Origin of the sequence: Actibacterium lipolyticum (genome assembly GCF_900184935.1) — a bacterium.
Lineage (GTDB): Bacteria > Pseudomonadota > Alphaproteobacteria > Rhodobacterales > Rhodobacteraceae > Actibacterium_A > Actibacterium_A lipolyticum.
Map to the genome: position 1 here is coordinate 323,113 of NZ_FXYE01000001.1, position 25,675 is coordinate 348,787.

Sequence of the window (25,675 nt, forward strand, 5' to 3'; positions counted from 1 at the left end):
CGACGCCGCCCTTATTTAACCGGGCAGGCGTTATCGGACATGTAGTCATGTACCGCGATTTCACCGGCAACGATTTTGGCTTTCGCAGCTTCAACAGCGGCAACCATTTCGTCAGAAACGAGCGGTGCGTTGTTGTCGTCCATTGCGTAGCCAACGCCGTCTTCGGCAAGACCCAGCACGTTAAAGCCGGTTTCCAGATCCATACCGCCAGCGAATGCATCGTATACAGCGATATCAACACGCTTGGTCATCGACGTCAGAACTTTGCCAGGGTGCAGGTGGTTCTGGTTGCTGTCCACGCCGATCGACAGGATGCCTTCGTCGGCAGCAGCTTGCAGAACGCCAACGCCCGTACCGCCAGCAGCGGCATACACCACATCAGCGCCTTGGCTGATTTGTGCTTTCGTCAACTCACCGCCCTTAACCGGGTCGTTCCATGCGGCTGGGGTGGTGCCGGTCATGTTCTGAATGATGGTCGCGTCTGGGTTTGCCGCTTTTACACCCTGAACATAGCCACAGGCGAATTTGCGGATCAGCGGAATATCCATCCCGCCGATGAAACCAACGGTGCCGGATTCGGATGCCATCGCGGCCATCATGCCAACCAGATACGAACCTTCGTGTTCGTTAAACACAACCGAACGTACGTTTGGCGCATCGACGACCATGTCGATGATTGCAAATTTCGTGTCGGGGTAATCTGGGGCAACTTCACCCAAGACAGAGCCGAACGCGAAGCCCGTCATGACGATCGGGTTGTTGCCAGCTTCGGCAAAGCGGCGCAGGGCTTGCTCACGCTGAGCTTCGGACTGAAGTTCGATCTCGTTGTAGCTATTGCCGGTATCGGCTTTCCACTTTTCTGCGCCAACATGGGCAGCTTCGTTAAAAGATTTGTCAAACTTGCCGCCAAGATCATAGATCAGGGCAGGGTCGGCCAATGAAGCGCCGGCGCTAAGGGCAAGCGTCGCAGCAGCGCCCAGAAATTTTTGCATCATGGTCATGAACGAACTCCCGATTGTTTTGGGTTGGCATCGACTGTTTGGCGCACACCCAGCGTCAAACCCTCTCGCCTATTAAGATCATATTCAATTTAGGCCGCAGCAGGCGCAGAGGGTCAACCGGTTTTTGCTTATTTGGTCAGAGAATCGGGTGACGCAGCGGCATTCTCTAAAGGGATTTCCGCAGTATAAGCGCGTCAACGGGTTGCCCATCTGCGCCCTTATAATACCCAAGTCGGCGTCCCGCTTGGCCGTATCCAGCCGCAGAATACAGCGCCAGCGCTGGGGTGTTATCGGCGGCCACTTCCAAGAATGTCTCGGTCGCACCAAGGTTTTTGGCGCTTTCGTCGAAAGCGGCCAATAGGCGGCGACCGTTGCCTGATTGGCGGGCATCGGGATGGACTGCGATGGTCAAAACTTCGGCCTCGTCGGCGATGACGCGGCCCAAGACGAATCCGTTTTCGTCGCCGTGCAAGAACGCGCCAGAAGTTCTCAAAACGCTGCGAAATTCATCGACGCCCCAAGGTCGCGGGGTCGTGAAGCAAAGCGCGTGCAGTTCGGCCAGCGTTTCAGGCGTCATGGAAGGATCACAGGGGGCGGGTCAGACGCAGGCGCGGCATCCGCCGGGCGTACATACAGCGGGGCAGGGCGTGCCGATGCATCAAAGCCGTCCGCCTTAAGGCGGATTGCCGCGATACGCGCCATATGGGCAGCCACACGTGACGGGCCGACAAGCTGAAACGCTGCTTGATGAGGTTTGGCGATCTCGTCGGCGCGAAAACCGCGCACGATGATGTTGGCAGGAAGGTCCAAATCGGTCGGAGGAGCCTCCGGGTCGATCAGCCGGGGGGCTGATTGTGCGCTTCCATAGCTGAAGTGCTGGATATACGCGCGGCCTCGCGGGGCTTCGATGCTTAGGAGTTCGGCGGGCTGGGAAAGTGGGTCGTCCCAATCCAGCAATGCTTCGAACATGGACACGCCGATGGCCGGAATGCCCAGCGAAAGCGCCAGACCACGTGCCGCAGAAACAGAGATTCGGATGCCGGTAAAGTTGCCCGGCCCCACGCCGACGGCGATGGCATCAAGGTCGCCCCAGGTACCGCCAGCTTCGCCCAACAACTCTTCCAGCAGCGGCATCAGGCGTTCAGCCTGGCCGCGCTTCATGGCTTCGTCGCGCTCTGCCAGTATGGCGTCGGACATGACCGCGCCCGACACATGCGGCAGGCTTGTATCAAAGGCTAGAATATTCGGGGATAACCCGCCCTTGGGCTTCATCACGCCGCGACAGGGCGCACTTCAAGCACTTCTGGGATGTAGTGGCGCAGCAGGTTTTCAATGCCCATCTTCAGCGTCAATGTCGACGAAGGGCAACCGGCACAGGCGCCTTGCATGTGCAGATACACCACACCGCGCTCAAAGCCGTGGAAGGTGATGTCGCCACCATCCTGCGCAACGGCAGGGCGCACGCGTGTATCCAAAAGCTGTTTGATCTGCTCCACGATGTCAGAATCGGGACCGTCGTGATCGGCGTGGCCCGCATCCGCGGCTTCGCCCATCATCACCGGCTGGCCCGACTGGAAATGTTCCATGATCGCGCCAAGGATCGCGGGCTTGATATGTTCCCATGCGACGGCGTCGTTTTTCGTGACGGTCACGAAGTCATTGCCGAAAAATACCCCGGTTACGCCTTCGACCGCGAAAATACGGGTCGCAAGCGGAGAATTCCCCGCAGCATCGGCTGTTGGGAAATCAGCGGTTCCCGCGTCTAGCACGGACTGGCCGGGCAGGAATTTCAAAGTTGCCGGGTTCGGCGTGGATTCTGTTTGAATAAACATTTGGCGCGTCCTCATCTGACGCAGTGGATATGCGCCTTCGTGCCGTCTAAGTCAAGGTTTAGAACTGTTCTAAACTATTAGGTGACTGCTTCCAGCCGCTCTTTCGAAAGCTCGCCGGGCACAATTGTCAGTGGAACCGGCAATGTTCCGGCGCTACGCGTCAGCTGTGTGATAACCGGGCCGGGGCCCTTTTTACCGCTGCCCGCGCCAAGCACGATAACGCCAATTTCGCTGTCTTCGCGCACCTGATCCAACAGTTCGTCGGCGGCTTCGCCTTCGCGCACGACCAGTTCTGGTTCGATTTTGTGCTTATCGCGCATCCATTTTGCGAACACTTCGAAATGCGCTTCGATCCGTTCGCGGGCTTCTTCGCGCATCAGATCACCAACACCGATCCAGTGGTTGAACTCTTCGGGCGCGATGACCGAAAGGATGATCACCCCGCCGCCGGTATTTTCGGCGCGCATCGCGGCGAACCGCATCGCGTTCAGGCATTCGCGGCTGTCGTCCAGAAGAACAAGAAACTTTCGCATACTTACCCCCTCCCCAGCTTTCCGGGATGATGAAGTGCCCGTGTCGGCCATGCAAGCGCGCTGTTACGTGGTGGAATGTGCCCAGTCCCAATAAAGGTCGCGCACGCGCCGTGTCATAGCACCGACCTGATAGTGCGTACCGTCAAATTCAGTGACCGGGGTGACCTTCATCATGTTGCCCGAAAGGAAAACTTCGTCCGCTTGGTGGAAGTCGTCAAAGGTAAGCACCGTTTCATGCACGCGCAGGCCATCGGCGGCCAGATTGTCGATATGGCGCGCGCGGGTGATGCCGGACAGGAACGTGCCGTTTGGCACCGGGGTAAACACCTCTCCGTCTTTGACCATGAACACGTTGGCAGTGGCGCTTTCGGCGACATTACCCAGCGCATCGGCGACCAACGCGTTGCCGAACCCTTTTGCGCGGGCTTCGGCCAGCATGCGGGCGTTGTTTGGGTACAGGCAGCCCGCTTTGGCGTTCACAACTGCGTCTTCCAGCACGGGGCGGCGGAAACGGGTTGTCGTCAGTGTGGTGGACACACTGGGCGGTGCCATTGCGATTTCTTCCAGACAGATCGCAAAGCCCGTAGAATTGGGTTTAGGTACGATCCCCAGATCACCGCCATCAAGTGCCCAGTACATCGGGCGAATGTAAACCGCCGCAGCAGAGGAATATGCCTTCAGCCCGGCCCACACGATGTCGACCATATCTTCGGGCGACACTGTGGGCGTGATCATCAGCGCTTCGGCCGAGCGGTTGACCCGCGTGCAATGCGCCAGCAGATCGGGCGCGATCCCTTCGAAGTAGCGCGCGCCGTCGAAGACAGTTGTGCCAAGCCAACTGCCGTGATCGGCGGCATTCATCACGGGCAGGTCGCCCTTGTGCCATGCGCCGTTGAAATATGTTCGGATATTTGTGCCGGTTGCCATCATTCCCTCCGGATTTGCGCCACGGTAGCTGAGCATTCGGCCATGCGCCAGACCCAGAAACAAAGCGCCCCCAGCGTGGAAGGGCTGGGGGCGGGGCGCCTGGGGTGGGGTAACCTGTTTGGCACCAAATGTCCGGGGAACGGATCGGTAAGAATCCGACGACCCTTGGGGATGACGAGAGGCAGCTTTCCCCGGGAAAGTCGCGCATCGCGCGACTGGACAAGGCCAGGCTACGAACGGCGAGATTCTCTTTAGTGACGGTTCTGAATCGGTTTCGTGAATCTATTTCTTCCGTTCGGCCAAAAGCGCGGGCACATCCAGCGGTGTGTTGTTCATCACAAGCTGGCCGGATTCGTCGCGTGGCCATTCGTTTTCGGGACGGTCACGGTAAAGCTCTACGCCGTTTCCATCGGGGTCGCGCAGATAGACCGCTTCGCTGACGCCATGATCGGCGGCACCGTCCAATGGGATGCCCGCATCCAGCACGCGGGCGATGGCATCGGCCAGTTCTGCGCGGTCAGGATAAAGAAACGCGGTGTGATAAAGCCCGGTGTGCCCGGCAGGTGGTTGGGTTCCGCCAAGGCTTTCCCATGTGTTCAGCCCGATGTGGTGATGGTACCCGCCTGCAGACAGGAACGCTGCCGAGCCGCCATAGTATTGCTGTACCTCAAACCCCAAAACGCCTGCATAAAAGGCGATGGCGCGATCAAGGTCAGAGACTTTCAAATGGACATGCCCGATACGGGCAGCCGGGTGCACTGGATTGGTCATTTCGTTTCGTCCTTTTCAGATTTGCAGCAAAAGTACGAATGTGTGTGGCTTGACAAAAGGCTTCTTGGCGCATGGAGTTCGTTCGTAATCGCACAGAGGCGGCGGTCAGATGGCACGCGCGATCCGTCGTGAGAGCCGCGCCCATATGAATGACCCGAGCAGTGACAATGCCGCCAAGAACAACGCCAACACGCTTGCGGCCAGTACCCATGCTGTGCGCGAAAAGCGGATGGTTGTGCGCAATAAGCGCGATTTCCCCAGCACCTCCATCCGGCCAACGGTTCTTGCGCCCAGAACCTCGCTTACCTTGGCGATCTGTTTGGCCTCTGCGGCGTCATCGACATATCGCAGCATGTGCAATGTCGCGGTGCCGCCCAATGCGCCCCGCATCCGCCCGATGTTTTGGGCGGTGTCTGCCAGCGGGCCAATCACATCGGGCCGCAGGGTGGCGGAAAGGTCATCAATGCTGCGCGCGCTGGGCACGGCCTGCCAGTCAACGCCACGGGTTGCGGCATCATTGATCATCCGCCCCAAACGGGGAGAGATGACATTCATCTTCCGCGCTAGTTTCAGACTGCTTGCGCCAATCTTGATGCTGGCGGAGCTTCCGCCGGTTATGACAACCAGCCCAACAGCGGCCAAACCGATCAGTGACAGGGTCAGGTTGACCTGATCAACAGGTTCCCCGGCCACGAAATGCGCCCCTTCGGTTGCAACACCAGCGATGTCACCAATGGGCGTCAGCGCGACGGGGGCCTGACACAGCAACACTGCGGAAAACTCGCAGTGCGCGGCGTCGATCATGCAGCGCCCGCATTTTTGGGCTTGGGTGATCAGGCCGGTATCATCGGTGCGGGCTTGATCAAGTTGCGCCACTAACGTGGCAGAGGGGGCAATCCCACGATCCGCCGCGACCTGAGCGACGGCATCAATCGCCAGCCAGTTGCGCGGGGTTTCCGACAATAGTGTGAAAAGCCGCTGTTCGATCCGCGCGGGCGTCGCAGCGCGTGCCATAGCTTGGTCCGAGGCGCGCGCGATTTCGTCCGCCGTTCGGTCAACGAAGATGCGAACGGCCGGGTTGTTGGCCAGTTGAAAGGCGGTCAGCGCGGTGCAAGCCAGCGACACGATCATGACCAAAGTCAGAACCGCGCGTGCCGCTGGCCGCAACATTATGCGCCTGTCGAGCGGACCATCCCGACGATGTCATAGGTCCGTTCCAAGATCGGGTTGGCGATTTCACGCGCCCGATCAGCACCTTTGCCAAGGATCCGGTCGATTTCGGCCGGGTCTTTCATCAGGCGGTCCATCTCTTCGGAAATGGGCGACAGCTTGGAAACCGCCAAATCCGCCAGCGCGGGTTTGAACTGTCCCCAACCGGCACCGGCATATTCCGTTACAACCGCTTCGGCAGACGTGTCGGAAAGCGAGGCGTAGATATCGACAAGGTTCCGCGCCTCGGGCCGTTCCGAAAGCTCTTTATAGGTTTCGGGCAGCGGCGCAGGGTCGGTGCGGGCCTTTTTGAACTTCTTGGCGATGGTGGCGGCGTCATCGGTCATGTTGATCCGCTCCATATCGCTTTCGCCGGACTTCGACATCTTCTTGGTCCCGTCGCGCAGGTTCATCACGCGAGTGGCCGGGCCTTCGATCACGGGTTCGGGCATCGGGAAGAACCCGTCGGCCTTGTAATCGTGATTGAACTTGGCGGCGATGTCGCGGGTCAGTTCCACATGCTGTTTCTGATCCTCGCCCACAGGTACGTGGGTCGCGTGATACAGCAAAATGTCGGCGGCCATCAGCGAAGGATAGGCATAAAGGCCCAGCGACTGCTTTTCAGCGTTCTTGCCAGCCTTTTCCTTGAACTGGGTCATCCGGTTCATCCAGCCAAGCCGCGCAACGCAGTTAAAAAGCCAGCCCAATTCCGCATGGGCCGACACTTGGCTTTGGTTGAACAGGACAGATTGATCCGGGTCGATGCCCGATGCCAAATAACCCGCTGCAACTTCGCGCGTTGCATTGCGCAGATCAGCAGGGTCTTGCCAGACGGTGATGGCGTGCAGGTCGACCACGCAATAGATGGTGTCCATGCCTTGGCCTTGTGTTTCCACAAAGCGTTTGATGGCGCCAAGATAGTTGCCAAGGGTCAACCCGCCCGAGGGTTTGATCCCCGAAAAGACGCGCGGTGTGTGTGCCACGTCCGTCATGATGCGTTCTCCGTCTGGAATTTCATGCTCTGCTCGCTTACCCATGGTCGGCAAGCCCGTCAACCGGAGGCGCCAAATGGCCCAAGACCCAAACGCATCACCCATCAACCCGCTGCCGACCGTTGTTTGGCTGCTTGTGTTGCCCATCATTGCGCTGGAAATCGTATTCGGTGCCGGTGCGCGCGGACTGGCCGGTGGCCCCGCGGCGATCGGATGGCGGCTGGATGCGATACAAGACTATGCAGTGTCTGGCGCGGTGGTGAAGTGGATGTTTACAACATGGCAGTTCCCGACCGAACACTTGCTGCGCTTCGTCACTTACCCGTTCGTGCACTACAGCTTTACCCACGCGCTGTTCGTCGTGGTGTTCATGCTGGCGCTTGGCAAAATGGTGGGCGAGGTGTTCCGCCTGTGGGCGGTGCTGATCATCTTTTTCGCCTCGGCGATTGGGGGCGCGCTGGCCTATAGCTTGCTGTTGAACGAATCCATCCCATTGGTGGGCGGATACCCGGCGGTCTATGGGTTGATCGGTGCCTATACGTTCTTGCTGTGGGTCAGCATGTCGGGCCGCGGGTCGGACCAATTCCGGGCGTTTTCGCTTATCGGGTTCTTGCTGGGCATACAGTTGCTGTTTGGCATTCTGTTCGGCGGATCGCGCGATTGGGTGGCTGACATTTTCGGCTTTGCCACGGGCTTCGCGCTGTCGTTCGTTGTTGTGCCCGGCGGCTGGGCGCGGCTACGCGCGCGCCTTCGCCACCGATAGGTTAGCCCCGGCGCATGGCCCGGCGGAATTCTGACAACCGGAATGCGCCAAGTACGTGGCCAAGGCCAAAATACGCAACGATGCCAATCGCAACCAAAACCGCCAGCGCGGCGTAACGGATGGTGCCCGCCAGCAGCCAAGGTTCAAGCAATTTCGCCGCGCCGAACAAGATGCCGCCCATCAGAGCAGAGGCAAGGACGATCCGGCCAAGCCGCTGGCGAAAGCGGTCATCCATGACCGAAGCCTCGCCCATGTCGCGTGACCCGTTCCAAAGCAGAACAACCATTGCCCACCCGGCAAGCGTCGTCCCAAGTGCGGCAGCAAGGTAGCCGATGAACGGAGCAAGCCCGACGGCGACAATCACATTCACCAGCAAAGAAACCAGCGCGTAGTAGAAGGGCGCGCGGGTGTTTTCACGCGCGAAGAAAAGCGGTTGCAGCACCTTTTGCATAACAAAGGCAGGCAGGCCCAAACCGTAAACGGCGACGGCTGCGGCGGTGGCGGCTGTATCGGTCGCATCGAACGCGCCGCGCTGAAACAGAACGCCGATCAGCGGGCCGGGAATTGCGATCAGGGCAAAAGCGGCAGGGACGGTCAGGGCCAGCGAAAGCTCGCCCGCGCGGTTAAACGCGTCTTGCCCGCCCGCAGTGTCGCCTGCACGCAACCGGCGTGACAGGTCGGGCAAAAGGACCACGCCAATGGCGATGCCCACAACGCCCAGCGGCAGTTGATACAGCCGGTCGGCATAGTTCAGCCAAGCAATCGCACCGTCGAAAAAGCTGGCGACCTGACGGCCAACCAACAGGTTTACTTGCACCACACCACCGGCCAGTGCGGCTGGACCTGCGATGATGGCAAGGCGTTTCAGTTCTGGCGTCATTCTGGGGCGGCGGGGGATCAGGCGGTACCCGGCACGCGACGCGGCCACCCAGACCAGCGCCATTTGCGCCAAACCCGCAACCGGCACGGTCCAGGCAAGGGTGTCTCCGATCGGCCAGCCTGCGAAGCTGGCCACGGCCATCGCACTGATAAACAGGATGTTCAGAAGTACCGGCGCAGCGGCGGCGGCAACAAAACGGCCCGTCGCGTTCAGCACCCCCGAAAGCAATGCCCCCAGCGAGATGAACAAGATATAGGGAAAGGCGATGCGCCCGAAGTGAACCGCAAGGTCAAAGCGGTCATCGGTGGCAAAGCCCGACGCCATCGCGAGAACCAGCCATGGCATGAAAACCTGAGCAATCACCGTGAACACGATCAGAATTGTCGCAAGCCCAGTGAATGCATCGCGGGCAAAGGTTTCAGGGTCTTCGCCGCCCTCTAACTTTTTAGAAAACATCGGCACAAAGGCCATGTTGAACGCGCCTTCGGCAAAGAACCGGCGGAACATGTTGGGCAGAGAAAACGCGATCAGGAACGCCTCGGCCACGGGGCCGGAACCCAGATAGGCGGCAATCAGGATGTCGCGTACGAACCCCAAGATGCGGCTAAGCAGGGTCCAAACGCCGACCGTCAGAAACCCCGAGACAAGGCGAATAGGTTTCATTAACTGCGCGCCCTTTTCGCACCTTGCTCAACAGCTGCTCGCAACTTCTTTTCCAGCCCGTCTTGTTTGGCTTTGGAGTGCAGCTTTAGCCCGAACATGTCTTTGACATAGAAGCTATCGACCACCTGCGCGCCGTATGTCGCGATCATAGCCGAGGCGATATAGATGTTGTTGTCCGCCAACACGCGGGTCAGATCGAACAACAGGCCGGGACGGTCACGGGTATCAACTTCGATGATCGTGTAGATTTCCGAACCTTCGTTGTCGAACGTGATGGTCGTCGGGAACTGAAAGCCGCGCTCGCGTTTGCCAAGCTTGTCGCGGTCAGCCAGCTTTTCGCGCGCGATGATTTCACCGGCCAGCGTCTTTTCGATCATCTGGCGTAGACGGGGCAGGCGGCCCGCTTCGTACGGGGCGCCATCAGCGTCTTGAATCCAGAACACGGCGGTCGCATAGCCATCTTTTGAGGTATACGTCCGCGCATCCACCACGTTCGCGCCGACCAGCGCCAGCGCGCCTGCCAGACGGGAAAAGATACCGGGGTGATCTTCAAGTGCGAAACACGCACGTGTGGCATCGCGATCTTCGTCAGGCTTTAGGTCGATGTGGATTTCATCGCTTGCCAGATTGTTCAAAAGCTCGGCGAAAATCACGTGGCTGGCGGTTGGAAGGCCTTGCCAATAGGGGCCATAGTGGCGACCGGTTTCGACACGCAGCGCCTTTTTGTCCCAATCCGGCAGCGCGTCGCGGAGGGCCTTTTTAGCCTCGCTTTCACGTGCTTCGCGGTTCAGATCTTCAAGCCCGTTTTCAAGTGCGTCTTCGGTTTCGCGGTAAAGCGTGCGCAGCAGCTGCGCTTTCCAGTTGTTCCACGTGCCGGGCCCAACGCCGCGAATGTCGCAGACGGTCAGCACGGTCAGCAGATCCAGCCGTTTTTTGCTTTTCACAACCTTCGCGAATTCGCGCACGGTACGCGGGTCTGAAATATCGCGCTTTTGCGCCACATCGGACATCAACAGGTGATAGCGCACCAGCCATTCAACGGTTTCGCATTCGTCAGGTTTTAGCCCCAAACGCGGCGCCACCTTGCGCGCGATCCGCGCCCCCAGAAGAGAGTGATCTTCAGGGCGCCCCTTGCCGATGTCATGCAGCAGCAAAGCAACGTACAAAATCTTACGGTTCACACCTTTTTTCAGGATGCGGCTGGCGACGGGCAGTGCCTCCACCAGCTCTTCACGCTCAATCTGCGCCAGAACCGAGATGCACTGAATCGTATGCTCATCAACGGTGTAGTGGTGGTACACGTTGAACTGCATCATCGCGAGGATGGGTTCGAATTCTGGAATGAACGCGGCCAAAACGCCCAGTTCGTTCATGCGGCGCAGCGACCGTTCGGGATTGCCGTGCTTTAGCATGAGATCAAGGAAGATACGCTGTGCTTCCTTGTTGTTGCGCAGCTCATCGTCGAACAGTTCCAGATGGGACGAGATCAGGCGCATCGCGTTCGGGTGAAGCAAGGTGCCTGTGCGCAATGCCTCTTCGAAGATGCGTAGGATGTTCAGCTTGTCATCGAAAAAGGTCGTTTCGTCCGCAACGCCCAGCCTGTTCTGCACGATTTCGTAGCCCGGCTTGGCCCGCTTTTTGCGGCGGAAGAAACCGATCAGCATCGGCTCGCTTTTCACGTGGCTTGCTTCCAGCGCGGTCAGGAAGATGCGCGTCAGGTCGCCCACGTGGGTCGCGTGGCGGAAATAGTCTTGCATGAAATGCTCAACCGCGCGCCGGCCATCGTGATCAGTGTATCCAAGGCGTTCGGCCACTTCGACCTGAAGGTCAAAGGTAAGCTGATCCATCGCGCGCCCGGTAATCAGATGCAGATGGCACCGCACGGCCCAAAGAAAATTCTCTGCGTTTTCGAAGTCGTGGAATTCGTCTGCGGTAAAGACACCCAGATCGACCAAGGCAGCGGTCGTATCAACGCCGTGCACGTATTTCGCGATCCAGAACAAGGACTGAAGGTCGCGCAGGCCGCCTTTGCCCTCTTTGACATTGGGTTCCAGCATATATCGCTGGCCACCCTGTTTACGGTGCCGTTCGTCGCGTTCAGCCAGTTTCGCTTCGACGAAGTCAGAGGCCGTAGAGCTGAACAATTCGTTCCAAAGGCGCGTCTTCAACTCGTCTGCCAATGGTTCATGCCCGCCTAGGAAACGATGCTCCAGCAGGGCGGTGCGAATGGTGTAATCTTCGCGGCCAAGGCGAACGCAGTCTTTCACAGTGCGGCTGGAATGGCCCACCTTCAGGCGCAAATCCCAAAGGATATAAAGCATCGACTCAATCACGCTTTCGGCCCATGGCGTGATTTTGTAAGGCGTCAAAAACAACAGATCGACGTCGGACGACGGAGCCATCTCTGCGCGGCCATAGCCGCCCACGGCGATAACGGCGATGCGTTCGCCCTCTGTCGCGGTTTGTAGCTTGTGAAGGCGCTGTGTGGCGACACTCAGCACCGTGTCGATGATGCCGTCCATCAGGTAGGAATATGACCGAACAACCTGACGCGCATCAAAGGGGCGGGCCGCAAATGCGTTGGCAATAACAGCATTCCCGGCTTTGCGTGCAGCAGCCAGTTGCGTGACAGTGGCGGCACGAATTTCGCGGCTATCGGTCACGCCGTCCAATGCGGCGTCCAGCGCTGCATTAACCGCGTTCTGGTCAAAAATATCGATCGCCGGGCAGATCAAATCGCCCGGCGATAATTCGGATGGGTCGGTTTCTGCTGGCTTAGAAGCCAGCGCCACCGAAGCTTTTGGGGGCAGGGTCAATAACAACTACCTGATTATTGCGGATTTCTGCGACAGCAAGGCCGCGTTCGTTAGTGCCATCGCCAAGAAGACGGAATACGCCGTTTACCCCGGCAAAGCCAGCCCCTTGGGTCAGTGCAGTTGTTGTCAGGGCGTTGGATTTACCCTTGCGCACCAATGCGCCGATCGCCGCGATGCCGTCATAGGCAAGGCCCGAAATCGGATGCGGCTGAGCGCCATACGCCGCCTGATAACGCGCGTTGAAGCGGTTTGTCAGGCCGGGGTCTGGCAAGGCGAACCAGCCCCCCTGAACGCCGGGCAGTGATAGCGTTGCATTGGGAACGTCCCAGCGGGTCAAGCCGATGAATTTGGTGACCGCTGGATTAACGCTGTTTTCTGGAAGCAGTTGCGCCAGCAGCGGAAGTGCGCCAGCGGTGTCAGCAGTAAAGAACATCGCCTGCGCGCCTGAATTGCGCGCCTGCGCGGCAATACCGGGAACGGCTTGAACGACGCCGTTTTGCGAGAATTCGTAAGATCCCTCTGCAACGATAGATGCGCCACCTCGTGCTGCCGCCTGACGGATGGCCGCCGCGCCCAATTCACCGGCTACGTTCTGGTCACGTACGACCATGATCTTTGAACGACCGGTCTTTGCAGAATAGCGCACCAACCGGTTCGCGGTGTTCTGGAAGGTTGGGCCCAAGACGAACACGTTGCCGCCCGCGATCTGGGTGTTGTTCGAAAAGCTAAGAACATTCACGTTCCGACCCGCAACGGCAACACCGGCTGCGTTCGCGGATTGAGCGTACACAGGGCCAAGAATGATCTTTGCGCCATCGTTTACCGCTTGGGTCGCTACATTCGACGCCATCGCCGCGCTGCCCGCCGTATTGTAAACGCGCAGATCAATCTGGACGCCGTCAAGGTCTGCGATGGCCAGACGTGCCGCGTTTTCCAACCCTTTCGCCAGCAACGCGTCGCTTGCTTGGCCCGATCCACCAGGAACCAGAAGGGCCACGGGTACAGGCGCTTTCGTGTTGATGCTGGGTCCAGTGTCACCACTTAAAGAAACGGGCTGACATGCGGTCAGTGCTGTGACAGCGGCAAGAGCCATCACTCCCTTTGTGATTGACTTGCGGACAGGCCCAAAAACGGCAAACATGGCATTTCTCCCTACACCCGGGCCACCGGCCCGTATCTGCTGCGGACCCTAAGCGGTTCGGCAGTCCAAGTAAATGTCAGAGAAAGCCCGAGGCCCCCTTGCAGATCGAAACAAAGCCCCTTTCGCCCGGCCTGTATTTTGTCGCCACGCCGATTGGCACCGCGCGCGATATTACGCTGCGGGCGCTGGACATCTTGGCCTCGGCCGATGTGATCGCGGCCGAAGACACGCGAACGGCAAAGCACCTGATGCGAATTCACGGGGTTTCGCTGGGCGACCGCCCGGTGATTGCATATCACGATCACAGTGGGCCAGATATGCGCGCGCGGATTGTTCAGATGATTTCTGACGGTAAATCAGTTGCTTACGCAAGCGAGGCGGGCACGCCATTGGTGGCGGACCCCGGTTTTCAATTGTCCCGCGCTGTCATCGACGCAGAACTGCCATTGATCGGGGCGCCGGGGCCGTCGGCGGTTTTGGCGGCCCTGACTGTGTCAGGTTTGCCGACCGACAAATTCATGTTCGCGGGATTTGCGCCAACCGCAAAAGGCGCGCGCAAAAAATGGCTGACAGAGCTGACGGACCTGCAGGCAACGCTTGTTCTCTACGAATCGCCCAAGCGTCTTTACGCCCTGTTAACCGACCTTGTGCAAACCTTTGGGGAAGAGCGGCAGGCCGTCGTCTGCCGGGAACTGACCAAGAAGTTTGAAGAGGTGGTTCGCGCCCCGCTTGCGGAATTGGCCGAGTCATTCAAAGACCGCGCTGTGAAGGGCGAAATTGTTGTTTTGGTAGACCGCGCACCCGTGCGGGTCGCCGACGAAGCATCGTTGGAGGATGCATTGCGCGACGCGTTGAAAAGCCAATCGGTGAAAGATGCGGCAACGGATGTGGCCGAAGCGTTGAACCTGCCACGGCGGCAGGTTTACCAGGCGGCGTTGAAGCTGGCCAAAGACGAATGAGCGGCTCCGTCGCGTATCACTCCGGTCGTGTGGCCGAAGATATCGTGGCGGAGCATTACATTCGACGCGGTTTCAAGATCGCGCACAAACGCTGGCGCGGCGCAGGTGGCGAAATTGACCTGATCGCGCGCGATGGGGATGCGCTTATTTTCATCGAAGTAAAGAAAAGCCGTTCGTTCGCGCGGGCGGCTGAACGTCTTTCTCCGCGTCAGATACAGCGCATTTTTGATACCGCGTCAGAGTTTGTTTCGGGGGAGCCGAACGGGCAACTGACCGATATGCGCTTTGATGTTGCGATGGTCGATGGGCAGGGCCGGATTGAGATTTTGGAGAATGCTCTGGGCATTTAAAGTGAAAGTGTCATTGCAACCCGGCGCGTGGCGGGCCATGTAATTCCCTGAACATTGGGAGAGTTTTGCATGTCGCTCAAAGTTGCCATTCAGATGGACCCGATCGAACCGATCGACATCAACGCTGATAGCACGTTCCGCATCGCCCTAGAGGCGCAAAAACGCGGGCATGAGTTGTTCTATTACACACCGGACAAACTTTATTGGAACAACGGTCGCGTGATGGCGCGTGGCTGGCCGCTGACGCTGCGCCGTGAAAAGGGCAACCATTTTACGCTGGGCGCGGAAACAGATGTGGACCTTGGCGAATGGGATGTTGTCTGGCTGCGCCAAGACCCGCCCTTCGATATGGGGTACATCACGACCACCCATCTGTTGGAACGTATCCACCCGAAAACGCTGGTGGTGAATGACCCGTTCTGGGTGCGCAACTTCCCCGAAAAGCTGTTGGTGCTGCAATTCCCAGATTTGATCCCGCCCACCCTGATCGCGCGGGATTTGGCGACGATCCGCGAATTCAAAGACCATCATGACGATATCATTCTGAAACCGCTTTACGGCAACGGCGGTGCTGGCGTGTTCCGGCTGGACCCAAACGACAGAAACCTGTCGTCGCTGCACGAATTATTCACTGGGCTAAGCCGTGAGCCGCTGATCGCACAGAAATTCCTGCCCGATGTGTCCAACGGCGACAAGCGGGTGATCCTTGTGAATGGCGAACCCGTCGGTGCCATCAACCGCGTACCTGCCAGTGGCGAGACGCGGTCCAACATGCACGTTGGCGGGCGGCCCGAAAAGATTGGCCTGACCAAACGCGATCTGGAAATCTGCGAGGCGATTGGCCCAACCCTGCGTGATCATGGCCAGATCTTCGTCGGCATCGACGTGATCGGCGATTATCTGACCGAAATCAACGTGACCTCGCCCACGGGCATTCAAGAGCTTGAGCGTTTCGATGGAACGAATGTCGCTGAAAAAATCTGGGAAGTGATAGAGGCAAAACGCGCATGAGCGTAATGCGCGCCATCTTGAACCCCTTTTTGCGGCTGACGGAAAAGCCGCATCTGGCGCGCGCGACACCGGAAAAACTGCGCAGTGTATTGGAAAAGAAGGCACCTCTTTTCTTTCGCGCGCCTCGTGGCACTTTGTACGAGGATGCGCTGTTGCAAGACGGCGGTGCGAAGGTGCCCGCGCTTTGGGCCATTGGGCCGGGCGCAGATCGAAACGCGCCGGTGGTTCTATATTTTCACGGTGGCGGATACGTGTTTGGTTCGCCGAATACGCACAAAGCGATGTTGGCGCGTCTGTCTTCGTATTCCGGCATGCCGGCCTGTTTGCCCAAGTATCGTTTGGCCCCAGAACACCCGTTTCCGGCCGCGATTGAGGATGCGTTGACAGCGTACAAGGCGCTGCAAAACCATCCGGCAGGCGTGGTCCTTGGAGGTGATAGCGCGGGTGGTGGCCTTGCCTTGGCTTTGCTGGGCGAGATTAATCGTTTGGGTCTGGTCGCGCCGTTGGGCTGTTTCGCGTTTTCGCCGCTGACTGACCTGACATTTTCAAGCGATAGCTTAACCCAAAACGCAGCCAAAGATGTGGTTCTGCCAGCAGCCCGCGCCACCGAGATGGCGCAAATGTACCTGAACGGTCACGGCGATACGGACCCGCGCGTTTCGCCGCTGCATGCAGCGTTTGCAGGTGCGCCGCCTGTATGGCTGACGGTCGCCGATGCCGAAATTTTGTTGGATGATACACAAAAGATGGCGGCACATCTGCGCAACGAAGGCGTTGAAACCCATGTGACGGTCGAACAAAACCTGCCGCATGTCTGGCCGCTGTTTCACAACATACTACCCGAGGCGCGGCATAGTTTGCGTAACGTGGCGCAGTGGCTTAGCTCTCTACCGTCGCGCTGATACGGAAACTCGCCGCCTCTGCGATGTGGTTCTTGCGCACTGTCGAAGAGGCATCCAGATCGGCGATGGTGCGCGCCACCCTAAGCACACGATGATACCCGCGCGCCGAAAGGCCAAACCGTTCCGCGACTTTGCCCAGCAACGCTTTTCCATCGGCATCGGGTGTGGCTATTTCTTCCAACAGTTGGCCTTCTGCATCGGCGTTGCAGCGAAGGCCGTCATGATCCTGAAAGCGCGCTGCCTGAACTGACCGGGCTTGCGCAACGCGCGATGCCACTTGGGCAGAGGTGTCGCCGGTATCGGGCAGGTCCAGATCAGCGAACGACACAGGCGGCACTTCGACGCGAAGATCGAACCTGTCCATCAACGGGCCAGAGATGCGCCCAAGGTAATCGTCGCCGCATTGGGGAACGCGTGCACAGGCGCGCTCGGGCTCTGTTAGATAGCCGCATTTGCACGGGTTTGCCGCAGCCACCAACAGAAACTTGCAGGGATAACGCATGTGCGCATTGGCGCGGGCAACTACGACCTCGCCGTTTTCGATGGGCTGGCGCAGGGTTTCCAGAACCGTGCGCGGGAATTCCGGAAATTCATCCATGAACAGCACGCCGTTATGGGCCAACGAGATTTCACCGGGTTTCGCGCCCCGTCCGCCACCCACGATCGCGGCCATTGATGCCGTGTGATGGGGTTCGCGAAAGGGGCGGGCGCGGGAAATGCCCCCTTCGTCCAACAGGCCCGACAGCGATTGGATCATGGAGGTTTCAAGCGCCTCTGCCGCCGTAAGCGGGGGCAGAATTCCGGGCATCCGTGCCGCAAGCATTGATTTGCCCGACCCCGGAGAGCCGACCATCAGCATGTGATGTCGCCCAGCTGCCGCGATTTCCAACGCCCGTTTGGCGCGTTCCTGCCCTTTTACGTCGCGCAGGTCGCGATGATGGGGGGCGGCAGAAACCTCTCCGGGTTCTGCGGGGGTAAGGGGGGCTTGGCCGGTGTAGTGGCGTACAACTTCGCCCAAGGACGCGGCTGGCAATACCTGCGTCGCGCCAACCCACGCAGCTTCGGCTCCGCATGCCTTGGGGCACAGCAACGCGCGGTCATTTTCGGCGGCCGCCATCGCGGCGGGAAGGGCGCCGATGACCTGTACCAAAGACCCATCAAGGGACATTTCGCCAAGGGCAACCGTTTGTTCCACGTCATCGCGCGGCACCACATCCAACGCCGCCAACAGGGCAAGCGCGATGGGCAGGTCGAAATGGGACCCCTCTTTCGGTAAATCGGCCGGGGACAGGTTGATGGTGATCCGCTTTGACGGAAGGGCAAGCGCCATGGCCGACAGCGCCGCGCGCACCCGTTCGCGGGCTTCGCTGACCGCCTTGTCGGGTAGTCCCACGATGGAAAACGATGGCAACCCGGCTGTGACGGCGCACTGCACCTCGACCAAGCGCGCCTCTATGCCTTGGAATGCCACCGTATAGGCCCGAGCGACCATTCCCGCCTCCGTGTTATTGGTTGATTAACCGTTAACGCGGGAAGGTTTACGAATGGTAAATGTCCATGAACGCAGGAAATGCCTCTGGATCATTCGCAGTTTTATCGCGGCAATTTGAATTGCAGAACCCAAAGACGCGGCCCTCTACTTCCAGGAAATCTGTGACGGGGTTGCCGGAATATGGGCACATCGCATTTTCGGATGGGCCTTTGGCAACGGCACGTGCGGCAAGGGGCGCGGGGCCGGGCCAGGCAACGGTTTCAAGGTCCATCGCATAAGGTTCGGGATCGTAACTGTTTGTCAGCCCCTCGGCCCGCCAGCGGCGGAAGGCGGGGTCTGCAAGATGGGTCGCGACGTAGTCTTGGGCGGCTTTTCCAACCGGCAAGCCGTATCCTGCAATCCGCGCGGCGATGGGCGCATAGAACACATCCGCGACTGAATACGCGCCGAAAAGCCATGGGCCTTCGGTCTGAAACCGTTCACGCGCCGTCGTCCAAAGTTGTTCGATCCGGGCAAGGTCGGCACGCACTTCTTGCGAAGGAGCAAACCCTTTGTACGCCTTGCCAAGGTTCATCGGGCACGCGCCGCGCAACGCCATAAAACCGGAATGCATTTCAGCGGTCAGCCAGCGGGCAAAAATACGCTGTGACGGGTCCGCAGGCCAGAGCCCGGCATCCGGATGCCGCTCTGCCAATGTTTCGGCCATCGCCAAGGTATCCTGCAGCGGGTCACCTTCTGGGGTGCGCATAACAGGGACCAAACGCGCCGGTGCCAAGGGCAACAGGTCTTGCGCCATCGTTCCTGAATAAAGGCCAACCATTTTCACCCTGACGGGCAAGTCGAATTTTTCGAACATCAACCAGCCGCGCAATGACCAACTGGAGAATGTTCTGTCACCAAGGAAAAGTTCATAAGTCATAAGGTTAGCCTATCCAAAACGTTTTGCCCGATAAAATGATCTGTTGTGCGGGGTAACATCACAGTCGTTGATAATAGTCAGATTCGCGCAGGCGTTGTGCGCTTAATCACGGCAATTTTTCTGTTTTAGCGCCTGATGCTGAAATACAAAGTCAAAACAACGCTTGGGATGTTTTAGGTTCGCCAGCCACCTGTTCAGATCGTTCAAAGACGCCTTTATCGTCGAAGCTCCGTCGCCGCCACTGAAACTATTCCTGATCCAGATGCGTTGAGCCTTCGTAATGAAAATATACGACGTCAGTTAAATATCGACAGCCACGCAAACCCAGGGGGGCGCAAATGGCACTTGATGGAAACCCTGAACGGACCTTTTCACGCCGCGCAATGACGGCGGAATTACTGGACGCGGAAACAGAGCTTCAACTTGCGTATGCATGGCGCGATCAGCGCGATGAACAGGCCCTGCATCGTCTGATAACGGCATATATGCGCTTGGCTATTTCCATGGCGTCCAAGTTCAAACGCTATGGCGCCTCGATGAATGATCTTATTCAGGAGGCAAGCCTTGGGTTGATGAAGGCCGCTGACAAGTTTGACCCCGATCGCGGCGTGCGCTTTTCGACCTATGCCGTTTGGTGGATCAAAGCGTCGATCCAAGATCACGTGATGCGCAATTGGTCGATGGTGCGGACGGGTTCAACCTCTTCGCAGAAATCGTTGTTCTTCAACATGCGCCGGATACAGGCTCAGTTGGAACGGCAGGCGATGTCGAAGGGCGAAACGCTTGACCGCCACCAACTGCGCCAGCTTATCGCAACCGAAGTCGGCGTTTCCCTTGGCGACGTAGAAATGATGGAGGGGCGGCTTTCCGGGTCTGACTTTTCGCTAAACGCGACCCAATCGACCGAGGATGACGGCCGCGAATGGATCGACGCGTTGGAAGATGACGGGGTGCAGGCCGCCGAAACTGTCGCGCAAGATCATGACTTGGCCACGCTGCGCGTTTGGTTGACCGACGCCATTGCGCAACTGAGTGACCGTGAACAGTTCATCGTTCGCGAACGTAAACTGCGCGATCAACCGCGAACGCTTGAAAGCCTTGGTGACGAACTTGGCCTATCGAAAGAGCGCGTGCGCCAACTAGAGGCTGCGGCCTTCGGAAAAATGCGCAAAACCCTTGAAGCGCACGGCGGTGAGGTGCATGAATTCTTGTTGTGAAACACGTCATCTCCCTTTGTTGCTTTCTTGCCGGTTTTGCGCACGCGTCTAGCGCGTCGTCGCAACAGATTGCGCCAGATGCGCTGACCCGCTTGCCGGATGCCGATGTGGTCATCTTGGGCGAAATTCACGACAATCCAGTCCATCACACCAATCAGGCCTTGGCCCTGCGCGCGCTTCAGCCCCGTGCGGTGGTGTTTGAGATGTTGGATAGCGATCAAGCCGCGCGGATTGAAGACGTTGACCGCGCCGATGCCAGCGCGCTTGAGCAGGCTTTGAATTGGGGCGAAAGCGGTTGGCCCGATTTCACGATCTATCACCCGGTTTTCACGGCTTCCCCCGGTGCCGTTATCTATGGCGGTGGGCTTGCGCGTGCGCAGGTGCGTCGCGCGATCACAGAAGGGGCCGCAGCCGTGTTTGGCCCTGACGCGGGTTCATTTGACTTGGCCGAACCCTTGGACGAAACGCAGCAATCCGAACGCGAAGAGGGGCAGCAGCTGGCCCATTGCAACGCTTTGCCACCCGAATTACTGCCCGGCATGGTCGAGGCGCAGCGCTTGCGCGACGCTGGCTTGGCGCGGGCCGTGAAACAGGCGCTGGATGAAACCGGTGGCCCGGTTGCCGTGATTACGGGCAACGGCCATGCGCGCAAAGATTGGGGGCTTGCCTACGCTTTGAACGCCGCGGCGCCGGATGTAAGCATTCTGTCCATCGGGCAATTCGAAGATGCACCAGACACCCCAACCCCGTTCGATCTGTGGCTGGTAACTCCGCCGACCGAAAGGGAAGATCCCTGCGCCGCTTTTCAATAGTAACGCCGCCCAAGGGTCGCGGCTTCTTGTAAGCTTGGTTTAATCGCCATACTGTCGGCCTTGCTAAAATCGGGGGCACGGATGCTGGCAGGCAAACGCATTCTATTGATCATCGGCGGCGGGATCGCGGCATTCAAATCCTTGGATCTGATCCGGCGGCTGCGGGAACGCGGCGCAACAGTGACGCCAGTTCTGACCACGGCGGCTGAAGAATTCGTAACGCCGCTGTCCGCTTCGGCATTGGCCGCGCAAAAGGTTTACCGCGATCTGTTCGATCTGACAGACGAGGCCGAAATGGGGCATATCGAACTGTCCCGCTCGGCGGATTTGGTGGTTGTTGCACCGGCGACGGCGGATCTGATGGGTAAAATGGCGGGCGGTTTAGCGAATGACCTTGCCTCAACCCTGTTGATGGCCACCGACAAGCGCGTGTTGATCGCGCCAGCGATGAATGTGCGCATGTGGCTGCACCCGGCCACACAGCGCAACATCGCGCTGTTGAAAGAAGATGGGGTGTTGTTCGCCGGCCCGACCGAAGGCGATATGGCCTGTGGTGAATTCGGCCCCGGCCGCATGGCAGAACCGTTAGAGATTGTGGCCGCCGTAGAAGCCGCACTGGCCGATGGGCCACTGAAGGGCAAGCGCATCATTGTGACTTCGGGGCCGACACATGAACCGATTGACCCGGTCCGCTATATCGCGAACCGTTCGTCGGGGGCGCAGGGCACGGCCTTGGCGCGTTCGTTGGCCGCGCTTGGGGCAGAGGTTGTATTTGTGACAGGCCCCGCCGATGTCGCCCCGCCTGATGGGGTTGTGGTGGAAAAGGTCCAGACAGCGAAACAGATGCTGGATGCGGTTCAGGCCGCTCTGCCGGCCGATGCTGCGGTTTTCGCGGCCGCCGTTGCCGATTGGCATGTGACCAACGCGGCCGACAGCAAAATCAAAAAGACCAAATCGGGCCTGCCGATGCTGGAATTTGCAGAAAACCCAGACATCTTGGCGACCGTAAGCCAGATGAAAACGGGCCGCCCGGGCCTAGTGGTTGGCTTTGCGGCGGAAACCGATGACGTGGTCGCCCACGCCACCGCCAAGCGCGCGCGCAAGGGGTGTGACTGGATCGTCGCGAATGATGTTTCGCCCGAAACCGGCATCATGGGCGGTTCGGAAAATGCGGTAACGCTGATTTCGGATGACGGGGCTGATAGCTGGCCGCGCATGGGGAAAGATCAGGTGGCCAACCGCCTTGCACAACTGATTGGCGAGGCGCTGAAATGACACCGACCGTTCAGATTCTTTGGGACGACTGGGCGGATACAGCCCTGCCACTGCCATCCTATGAAACGCCGGGCGCGGCGGGCGCAGATATTCGCGCGAACTTGCCCGCAGATATTCGCGAAACTGGTTTCACGCTGCAACCGATGGAACGGCGGATTGCGCCAACCGGCATTCGGCTGGAAATTCCGCAAGGGTATGAGGTGCAGATCAGGCCGCGTTCGGGGCTGTCATTGAAGCACGGAATTACGCTGCCCAACACGCCGGGCACGATCGACAGTGACTATCGCGGGCCGCTGGGGGTCATTCTGGTTAACTTGGGCACCGAACCCTACACGGTGCATCACGGCGACCGGATCGCGCAGATGATCGTCGCGCCGGTGGTTCAGGCCGCATTCACCGTTGTGGATGGCCTAACAGAGACTGACCGCGGGGCTGGCGGTTTCGGTTCAACCGGGCGCGGCTGATGGGGTTGGTCTTTGCCATGGCAGCGGTCCTGTGGGGCATTGGTCATGTGATGAAAACCCCGATCAAGGCGCGGATATTGATGATCGCGCTTTTGTATGTGGCGGTTCTGATTGTTCAGGTCGTCTTTCCCGATGGGCACGCGTTGCGCCAAGCCACGGGCGGTTCAAAAGAAGCCTGGTTCGGCCTTGGCGCGGTGGTTGGCATCGTTGCGGGGTATCGTCACCTTTTGGGGCGGCTTAAGGCCAAGGCGCGCCCGGCTGAAACTGCAAAGCCGAAAGGCACGTTTTCACCGGCAGAGTTGGACCGCTACGCCCGCCACATCGTCCTGCGCGAGGTCGGCGGCCCGGGTCAGAAAAGCCTGAAAGACGCCAAAGTTCTGGTGATTGGGGCAGGGGGTCTTGGTTCGCCTGTGTTGCTCTATCTGGCGGCGGCAGGCGTGGGCACCATTGGCGTTATTGATGATGACGAGGTGGATGCCTCAAATCTTCAGCGTCAGGTTATTCATACCGACGCGCGCATCGGCATGCCCAAGGTCTTTTCCGCCGAAGAAGCGATGCGCGCGCTTAACCCCTATATCACCGTGCGCCCCTATCACCGGCGTCTGGAAGAGGCCGACGCCGCGGATTTGTTCGCCGAATACGACCTTGTGCTGGATGGCACAGATAATTTCCAAACTCGTTTCATGGTCAATCGCGTTGCTGTAGCAACTGAAACTCCGCTGATCGCTGCCGCGATTGCCCAGTGGGAAGGGCAGATCAGCCTGTATGCCCCCGCCGGTGATGCGCCGTGTTATCAGTGCATCTTTCCCGAAGCGCCCGCCGATGGGCTTGCCCCCAGCTGTGCCGAGGCAGGCGTGATGGGCGCGCTTCCCGGCGTTGTCGGTTCGATGATGGCAGTTGAGGCGATTAAGGAAATCACCGGCGCCGGGGCCAGTTTGCGCGGGCGGATGCTTCTTTACGATGCGCTTTATGGTGAAAACCGTCAGGTCACGCTGAAACGGCGCGCAAACTGCCCGATCTGCGGCAACCCGGATCACGCCTAAGCTAGACAGCGCCAGCAATCGCGCCCTAACGTGGCTTATATCGCCATTTTACGGGGAGCTTTCATCATGAAAATTATCGCCGCCCTGACCGGGCTTGCCACCGCCGCATTCGCCACCATAGCCACCGCTGAATTGCCCGATTTGAATGGGCGAGAGGTGGTCGTGGTCACCGAAAATGCCTATCCGCCCCTGCAATTTGTAGAGCCGGGTACCGGCGACGCCATCGGGTGGGAATATGACGCGATGGCCGAAATCGCCAAGCGTCTGAACTTTGCGCTGGAATACGAAAACATCAGCTGGGACGCGATGATCCCCGCCGTTTCTGAAGGGCAGTATGATCTGGGAATGACGGGCATTACGATCCGTGATGACCGCAAAGAAAAGGTCGATTTTTCCGCCCCGTATATGCGTTCGGAAATGGTGATGCTTGTCCGTGGCGATGAAGAGCGGTTCGCCGACGCAAAAAGCTTTGCCGCGAACGAAGACCTCTTGATGGCCGCACAACCGGGCACCACGCCGTTTTACGTTGGGGTTTACGATGTGCTGGACGGGAACGAACAGAACCCGCGCATCGTAACATTTGAAACTTTCGGTGCCGGGGTTCAGGCCCTGCGCACGGGTGACGTTGACCTTGCGCTGACCGATAGCACCGCTGGCAACGGGTACGTCACCGCGTCGAACGGCGGGCTGAAGATTGTGGGTGATCCGCTGGGAACCGAGGATTTTGGGTTCATCTTCCCCAAAGGTTCTGACCTTGTTGCGCCGATCAACGCAGCCATTGCCGCGATGAAAGAGGATGGCACCATCGATGCGCTGAACCAGAAGTGGTTCCTCGACTATAAGCTTGGGGAATAGGCCCGGCGTGGGCGCAACGCGATGATCCCGGATACAAAGCCGGACAAGGATTTTCCGTGGTGGCTGATCTTCGCGGGCGGGCTTGCCGCGATGTTCCTTTACCGGGTGATTGCCGATGACCTTTACGCGCAGGTGTTCAGGACCCTGAGCAAGGGCATCGGCATCACCGTTTTCGTGACCGTGGTTGGGTTTTCGCTGGCGTGTCTGATTGGGCTGGCGCTGGCCACCGCGTGTCTTTCGCGGTTCTTGGTGCTGCGGCAACTGGCGCGGTTCTACATCGAAATCGTGCGCGGCATCCCCATCCTTGTTTTGTTGCTCTATGTGGCTTTTGTTTTGGCCCCGGCAGCGGTGGCAGGATGGAACTGGTTGGCAGAGGGGTTGGGCCAAGACCCCATTCGAACGCGCGATTTCCCGTTGTTGTGGCGGGCCGTTATGGCGTTGACCATCGGCTATTCCGCCTTCTTGGCAGAGGTGTTTCGCGCGGGCCTTCAATCTGTCGACGAAGGCCAGATCGAAGCGGCAGAGGCGCTGGGCCTGAATGGCTGGCAAAGGTTTCGTTATATCGTATTTCCACAAGCTTTCCGCATGATCCTGCCCCCGCTGGGCAATGATTTTGTTGCAATGGTGAAAGACAGCTCTTTGGTTTCGGTGCTGGGCGTGGCGGATATTACGCAGCTGGGTAAGGTCACTGCCGCCGGGAACTTTCGCTATTTTGAAACCTACAATGTGGTGGCGCTGATTTACCTTATGATGACGGTTTCGCTTTCCCTTTTGCTGCGAAAGTTCGAGGCGCGTCTAAGAAAACGCCCCGGTTAGCTCTGGAACTTCGCCCGGTCCGCGCATAGCTT

General features: G+C 58.9%; 26 protein-coding genes. 12 read left to right on the forward strand and 14 right to left on the reverse strand.

Annotated features, from left to right (window positions below; translation table 11 throughout):
• Positions 1 to 11 precede the first annotated feature (11 nt).
• The 9 genes from COL8621_RS01630 to trpS all read right to left on the reverse strand — a co-directional run bounded on the left by COL8621_RS01630 (position 12) and on the right by trpS (position 7,265).
• Entirely contained in the window at positions 12 to 1,001 is a 990-nt protein-coding gene (locus COL8621_RS01630; RefSeq protein ID WP_093965598.1) for a BMP family lipoprotein, read from the reverse strand.
• A 166-nt stretch (positions 1,002 to 1,167) separates the two neighbouring features.
• On the reverse strand, positions 1,168 to 1,578 hold the full coding sequence (locus COL8621_RS01635) for a GNAT family N-acetyltransferase (RefSeq protein ID WP_093965599.1): 411 nt from the start codon (positions 1,576 to 1,578) through the stop codon (positions 1,168 to 1,170).
• Positions 1,575 to 2,273 carry a tRNA (adenosine(37)-N6)-threonylcarbamoyltransferase complex dimerization subunit type 1 TsaB gene (gene tsaB, locus COL8621_RS01640; RefSeq protein ID WP_093965600.1) on the reverse strand — a complete coding sequence of 233 codons (699 nt, stop codon included), beginning with the start codon at positions 2,271 to 2,273 and terminating at the stop codon, positions 1,575 to 1,577. The genes COL8621_RS01635 and tsaB overlap by 4 nt, the downstream gene beginning before the upstream one ends.
• Positions 2,273 to 2,833, reverse strand: coding sequence for a NifU family protein (locus tag COL8621_RS01645; RefSeq protein ID WP_093965601.1), 561 nt, complete (start codon positions 2,831 to 2,833; stop codon positions 2,273 to 2,275). The genes tsaB and COL8621_RS01645 overlap by 1 nt, the downstream gene beginning before the upstream one ends.
• Before the next feature lie 77 nt (positions 2,834 to 2,910).
• Positions 2,911 to 3,366: a universal stress protein gene (locus COL8621_RS01650; protein WP_093965602.1), complete on the reverse strand. Its 456-nt coding sequence runs from the start codon at positions 3,364 to 3,366 to the stop codon at positions 2,911 to 2,913.
• 63 nt (positions 3,367 to 3,429) lie between these two features.
• The gene (locus COL8621_RS01655) at positions 3,430 to 4,293 is read right to left on the reverse strand and encodes a branched-chain amino acid aminotransferase (protein WP_093966859.1); all 864 of its coding nucleotides are present in this window, start codon (positions 4,291 to 4,293) and stop codon (positions 3,430 to 3,432) included.
• Positions 4,294 to 4,575: 282 nt separating this feature from the next.
• Positions 4,576 to 5,064, reverse strand: coding sequence for a VOC family protein (locus tag COL8621_RS01660; RefSeq protein ID WP_093965603.1), 489 nt, complete (start codon positions 5,062 to 5,064; stop codon positions 4,576 to 4,578).
• A gap of 105 nt (positions 5,065 to 5,169) precedes the next feature.
• Positions 5,170 to 6,234: a hypothetical protein gene (locus COL8621_RS01665; protein WP_093965604.1), complete on the reverse strand. Its 1,065-nt coding sequence runs from the start codon at positions 6,232 to 6,234 to the stop codon at positions 5,170 to 5,172.
• Positions 6,234 to 7,265: a tryptophan--tRNA ligase gene (gene trpS / locus COL8621_RS01670; protein ID WP_093966860.1), complete on the reverse strand. Its 1,032-nt coding sequence runs from the start codon at positions 7,263 to 7,265 to the stop codon at positions 6,234 to 6,236. The genes COL8621_RS01665 and trpS overlap by 1 nt, the downstream gene beginning before the upstream one ends.
• A gap of 76 nt (positions 7,266 to 7,341) precedes the next feature.
• Between trpS and COL8621_RS01675 the strand changes: the two genes are divergently transcribed.
• Positions 7,342 to 8,028: a rhomboid family intramembrane serine protease gene (locus tag COL8621_RS01675; protein WP_093966861.1), complete on the forward strand. Its 687-nt coding sequence runs from the start codon at positions 7,342 to 7,344 to the stop codon at positions 8,026 to 8,028.
• A gap of 1 nt (position 8,029) precedes the next feature.
• On the opposite strand, the gene murJ is transcribed toward COL8621_RS01675, so the two are convergent.
• From murJ to COL8621_RS01690, 3 genes are read right to left on the reverse strand one after another with little or no spacing between them, the layout of a single operon-like run.
• Positions 8,030 to 9,571: a murein biosynthesis integral membrane protein MurJ gene (gene murJ / locus COL8621_RS01680; RefSeq protein WP_093965605.1), complete on the reverse strand. Its 1,542-nt coding sequence runs from the start codon at positions 9,569 to 9,571 to the stop codon at positions 8,030 to 8,032.
• Positions 9,571 to 12,387, reverse strand: a complete 2,817-nt coding sequence (locus COL8621_RS01685) for a [protein-PII] uridylyltransferase (RefSeq protein ID WP_370804542.1) — start codon at positions 12,385 to 12,387, stop codon at positions 9,571 to 9,573. The genes murJ and COL8621_RS01685 overlap by 1 nt, the downstream gene beginning before the upstream one ends.
• A complete protein-coding gene (locus COL8621_RS01690; RefSeq protein ID WP_093965607.1) occupies positions 12,347 to 13,528 on the reverse strand; it encodes a penicillin-binding protein activator in 1,182 nt (393 codons plus the stop codon). The genes COL8621_RS01685 and COL8621_RS01690 overlap by 41 nt, the downstream gene beginning before the upstream one ends.
• A gap of 98 nt (positions 13,529 to 13,626) precedes the next feature.
• On the opposite strand from COL8621_RS01690, the gene rsmI reads away from it, so the two are divergent.
• From rsmI to COL8621_RS01710, 4 genes are all read left to right on the forward strand, one after another.
• Positions 13,627 to 14,487 (forward strand): 16S rRNA (cytidine(1402)-2'-O)-methyltransferase, encoded by an 861-nt coding sequence (rsmI, locus tag COL8621_RS01695; RefSeq protein WP_093965608.1) that lies wholly within the window; start codon positions 13,627 to 13,629, stop codon positions 14,485 to 14,487.
• Positions 14,484 to 14,837: a YraN family protein gene (locus COL8621_RS01700; RefSeq protein ID WP_093965609.1), complete on the forward strand. Its 354-nt coding sequence runs from the start codon at positions 14,484 to 14,486 to the stop codon at positions 14,835 to 14,837. Before rsmI ends, COL8621_RS01700 begins: the two co-directional genes overlap by 4 nt.
• A gap of 69 nt (positions 14,838 to 14,906) precedes the next feature.
• Positions 14,907 to 15,848, forward strand: coding sequence for a glutathione synthase (gene gshB / locus COL8621_RS01705; protein WP_093965610.1), 942 nt, complete (start codon positions 14,907 to 14,909; stop codon positions 15,846 to 15,848).
• Positions 15,845 to 16,750: an alpha/beta hydrolase gene (locus COL8621_RS01710; protein ID WP_093965611.1), complete on the forward strand. Its 906-nt coding sequence runs from the start codon at positions 15,845 to 15,847 to the stop codon at positions 16,748 to 16,750. The genes gshB and COL8621_RS01710 overlap by 4 nt, the downstream gene beginning before the upstream one ends.
• On the opposite strand, the gene COL8621_RS01715 is transcribed toward COL8621_RS01710, so the two are convergent.
• Complete coding sequence (locus COL8621_RS01715; RefSeq protein ID WP_093965612.1) at positions 16,728 to 18,242, reverse strand: YifB family Mg chelatase-like AAA ATPase; 1,515 nt, start codon at positions 18,240 to 18,242, stop codon at positions 16,728 to 16,730. The two genes, COL8621_RS01710 and COL8621_RS01715, sit on opposite strands and share 23 nt — an antisense overlap.
• Positions 18,243 to 18,288: 46 nt before the next feature.
• Positions 18,289 to 19,161 carry a glutathione S-transferase gene (locus tag COL8621_RS01720; RefSeq protein ID WP_093965613.1) on the reverse strand — a complete coding sequence of 291 codons (873 nt, stop codon included), beginning with the start codon at positions 19,159 to 19,161 and terminating at the stop codon, positions 18,289 to 18,291.
• Positions 19,162 to 19,499: 338 nt separating this feature from the next.
• On the opposite strand from COL8621_RS01720, the gene COL8621_RS01725 reads away from it, so the two are divergent.
• The 7 genes from COL8621_RS01725 (at position 19,500) to COL8621_RS01755 (ending at position 25,643) form a co-directional block, all read left to right on the forward strand.
• The gene (locus COL8621_RS01725) at positions 19,500 to 20,378 is read left to right on the forward strand and encodes an RNA polymerase factor sigma-32 (protein WP_093965614.1); all 879 of its coding nucleotides are present in this window, start codon (positions 19,500 to 19,502) and stop codon (positions 20,376 to 20,378) included.
• Positions 20,375 to 21,190: a ChaN family lipoprotein gene (locus COL8621_RS01730; protein ID WP_235823689.1), complete on the forward strand. Its 816-nt coding sequence runs from the start codon at positions 20,375 to 20,377 to the stop codon at positions 21,188 to 21,190. Before COL8621_RS01725 ends, COL8621_RS01730 begins: the two co-directional genes overlap by 4 nt.
• A gap of 81 nt (positions 21,191 to 21,271) precedes the next feature.
• Complete coding sequence (coaBC, locus tag COL8621_RS01735; RefSeq protein ID WP_093965615.1) at positions 21,272 to 22,465, forward strand: bifunctional phosphopantothenoylcysteine decarboxylase/phosphopantothenate--cysteine ligase CoaBC; 1,194 nt, start codon at positions 21,272 to 21,274, stop codon at positions 22,463 to 22,465.
• Positions 22,462 to 22,929 carry a dUTP diphosphatase gene (gene dut / locus COL8621_RS01740; RefSeq protein ID WP_093965616.1) on the forward strand — a complete coding sequence of 156 codons (468 nt, stop codon included), beginning with the start codon at positions 22,462 to 22,464 and terminating at the stop codon, positions 22,927 to 22,929. Before coaBC ends, dut begins: the two co-directional genes overlap by 4 nt.
• A complete protein-coding gene (locus COL8621_RS01745; RefSeq protein WP_093965617.1) occupies positions 22,929 to 23,972 on the forward strand; it encodes a HesA/MoeB/ThiF family protein in 1,044 nt (347 codons plus the stop codon). The genes dut and COL8621_RS01745 overlap by 1 nt, the downstream gene beginning before the upstream one ends.
• A gap of 66 nt (positions 23,973 to 24,038) precedes the next feature.
• Positions 24,039 to 24,827 (forward strand): transporter substrate-binding domain-containing protein, encoded by a 789-nt coding sequence (locus COL8621_RS01750; RefSeq protein WP_093965618.1) that lies wholly within the window; start codon positions 24,039 to 24,041, stop codon positions 24,825 to 24,827.
• Positions 24,828 to 24,848: 21 nt separating this feature from the next.
• Positions 24,849 to 25,643: an amino acid ABC transporter permease gene (locus COL8621_RS01755; protein ID WP_093965619.1), complete on the forward strand. Its 795-nt coding sequence runs from the start codon at positions 24,849 to 24,851 to the stop codon at positions 25,641 to 25,643.
• The last annotated feature ends 32 nt before the right edge of the window (positions 25,644 to 25,675 follow it).

Coding starts and splice junctions, on each gene's coding strand:
- COL8621_RS01645 (WP_093965601.1), bottom strand. CDS start 2,833: ATGTTTATTCAAACAGAATCCACGCCGAACCCGGCAACTTTGAAATTC.
- COL8621_RS01660 (WP_093965603.1), bottom strand. CDS start 5,064: ATGACCAATCCAGTGCACCCGGCTGCCCGTATCGGGCATGTCCATTTG.
- COL8621_RS01635 (WP_093965599.1), bottom strand. CDS start 1,578: ATGACGCCTGAAACGCTGGCCGAACTGCACGCGCTTTGCTTCACGACC.
- COL8621_RS01630 (WP_093965598.1), bottom strand. CDS start 1,001: ATGACCATGATGCAAAAATTTCTGGGCGCTGCTGCGACGCTTGCCCTT.
- dut (WP_093965616.1), top strand. CDS start 22,462: ATGACACCGACCGTTCAGATTCTTTGGGACGACTGGGCGGATACAGCC.
- COL8621_RS01655 (WP_093966859.1), bottom strand. CDS start 4,293: ATGGCAACCGGCACAAATATCCGAACATATTTCAACGGCGCATGGCAC.
- COL8621_RS01755 (WP_093965619.1), top strand. CDS start 24,849: ATGATCCCGGATACAAAGCCGGACAAGGATTTTCCGTGGTGGCTGATC.
- COL8621_RS01720 (WP_093965613.1), bottom strand. CDS start 19,161: ATGACTTATGAACTTTTCCTTGGTGACAGAACATTCTCCAGTTGGTCA.
- murJ (WP_093965605.1), bottom strand. CDS start 9,571: ATGAAACCTATTCGCCTTGTCTCGGGGTTTCTGACGGTCGGCGTTTGG.
- tsaB (WP_093965600.1), bottom strand. CDS start 2,273: ATGAAGCCCAAGGGCGGGTTATCCCCGAATATTCTAGCCTTTGATACA.
- COL8621_RS01650 (WP_093965602.1), bottom strand. CDS start 3,366: ATGCGAAAGTTTCTTGTTCTTCTGGACGACAGCCGCGAATGCCTGAAC.
- coaBC (WP_093965615.1), top strand. CDS start 21,272: ATGCTGGCAGGCAAACGCATTCTATTGATCATCGGCGGCGGGATCGCG.
- COL8621_RS01745 (WP_093965617.1), top strand. CDS start 22,929: ATGGGGTTGGTCTTTGCCATGGCAGCGGTCCTGTGGGGCATTGGTCAT.
- gshB (WP_093965610.1), top strand. CDS start 14,907: ATGTCGCTCAAAGTTGCCATTCAGATGGACCCGATCGAACCGATCGAC.
- COL8621_RS01700 (WP_093965609.1), top strand. CDS start 14,484: ATGAGCGGCTCCGTCGCGTATCACTCCGGTCGTGTGGCCGAAGATATC.
- COL8621_RS01715 (WP_093965612.1), bottom strand. CDS start 18,242: ATGGTCGCTCGGGCCTATACGGTGGCATTCCAAGGCATAGAGGCGCGC.
- COL8621_RS01665 (WP_093965604.1), bottom strand. CDS start 6,234: ATGTTGCGGCCAGCGGCACGCGCGGTTCTGACTTTGGTCATGATCGTG.
- trpS (WP_093966860.1), bottom strand. CDS start 7,265: ATGACGGACGTGGCACACACACCGCGCGTCTTTTCGGGGATCAAACCC.
- COL8621_RS01725 (WP_093965614.1), top strand. CDS start 19,500: ATGGCACTTGATGGAAACCCTGAACGGACCTTTTCACGCCGCGCAATG.
- COL8621_RS01710 (WP_093965611.1), top strand. CDS start 15,845: ATGAGCGTAATGCGCGCCATCTTGAACCCCTTTTTGCGGCTGACGGAA.
- COL8621_RS01675 (WP_093966861.1), top strand. CDS start 7,342: ATGGCCCAAGACCCAAACGCATCACCCATCAACCCGCTGCCGACCGTT.
- COL8621_RS01750 (WP_093965618.1), top strand. CDS start 24,039: ATGAAAATTATCGCCGCCCTGACCGGGCTTGCCACCGCCGCATTCGCC.
- COL8621_RS01690 (WP_093965607.1), bottom strand. CDS start 13,528: ATGTTTGCCGTTTTTGGGCCTGTCCGCAAGTCAATCACAAAGGGAGTG.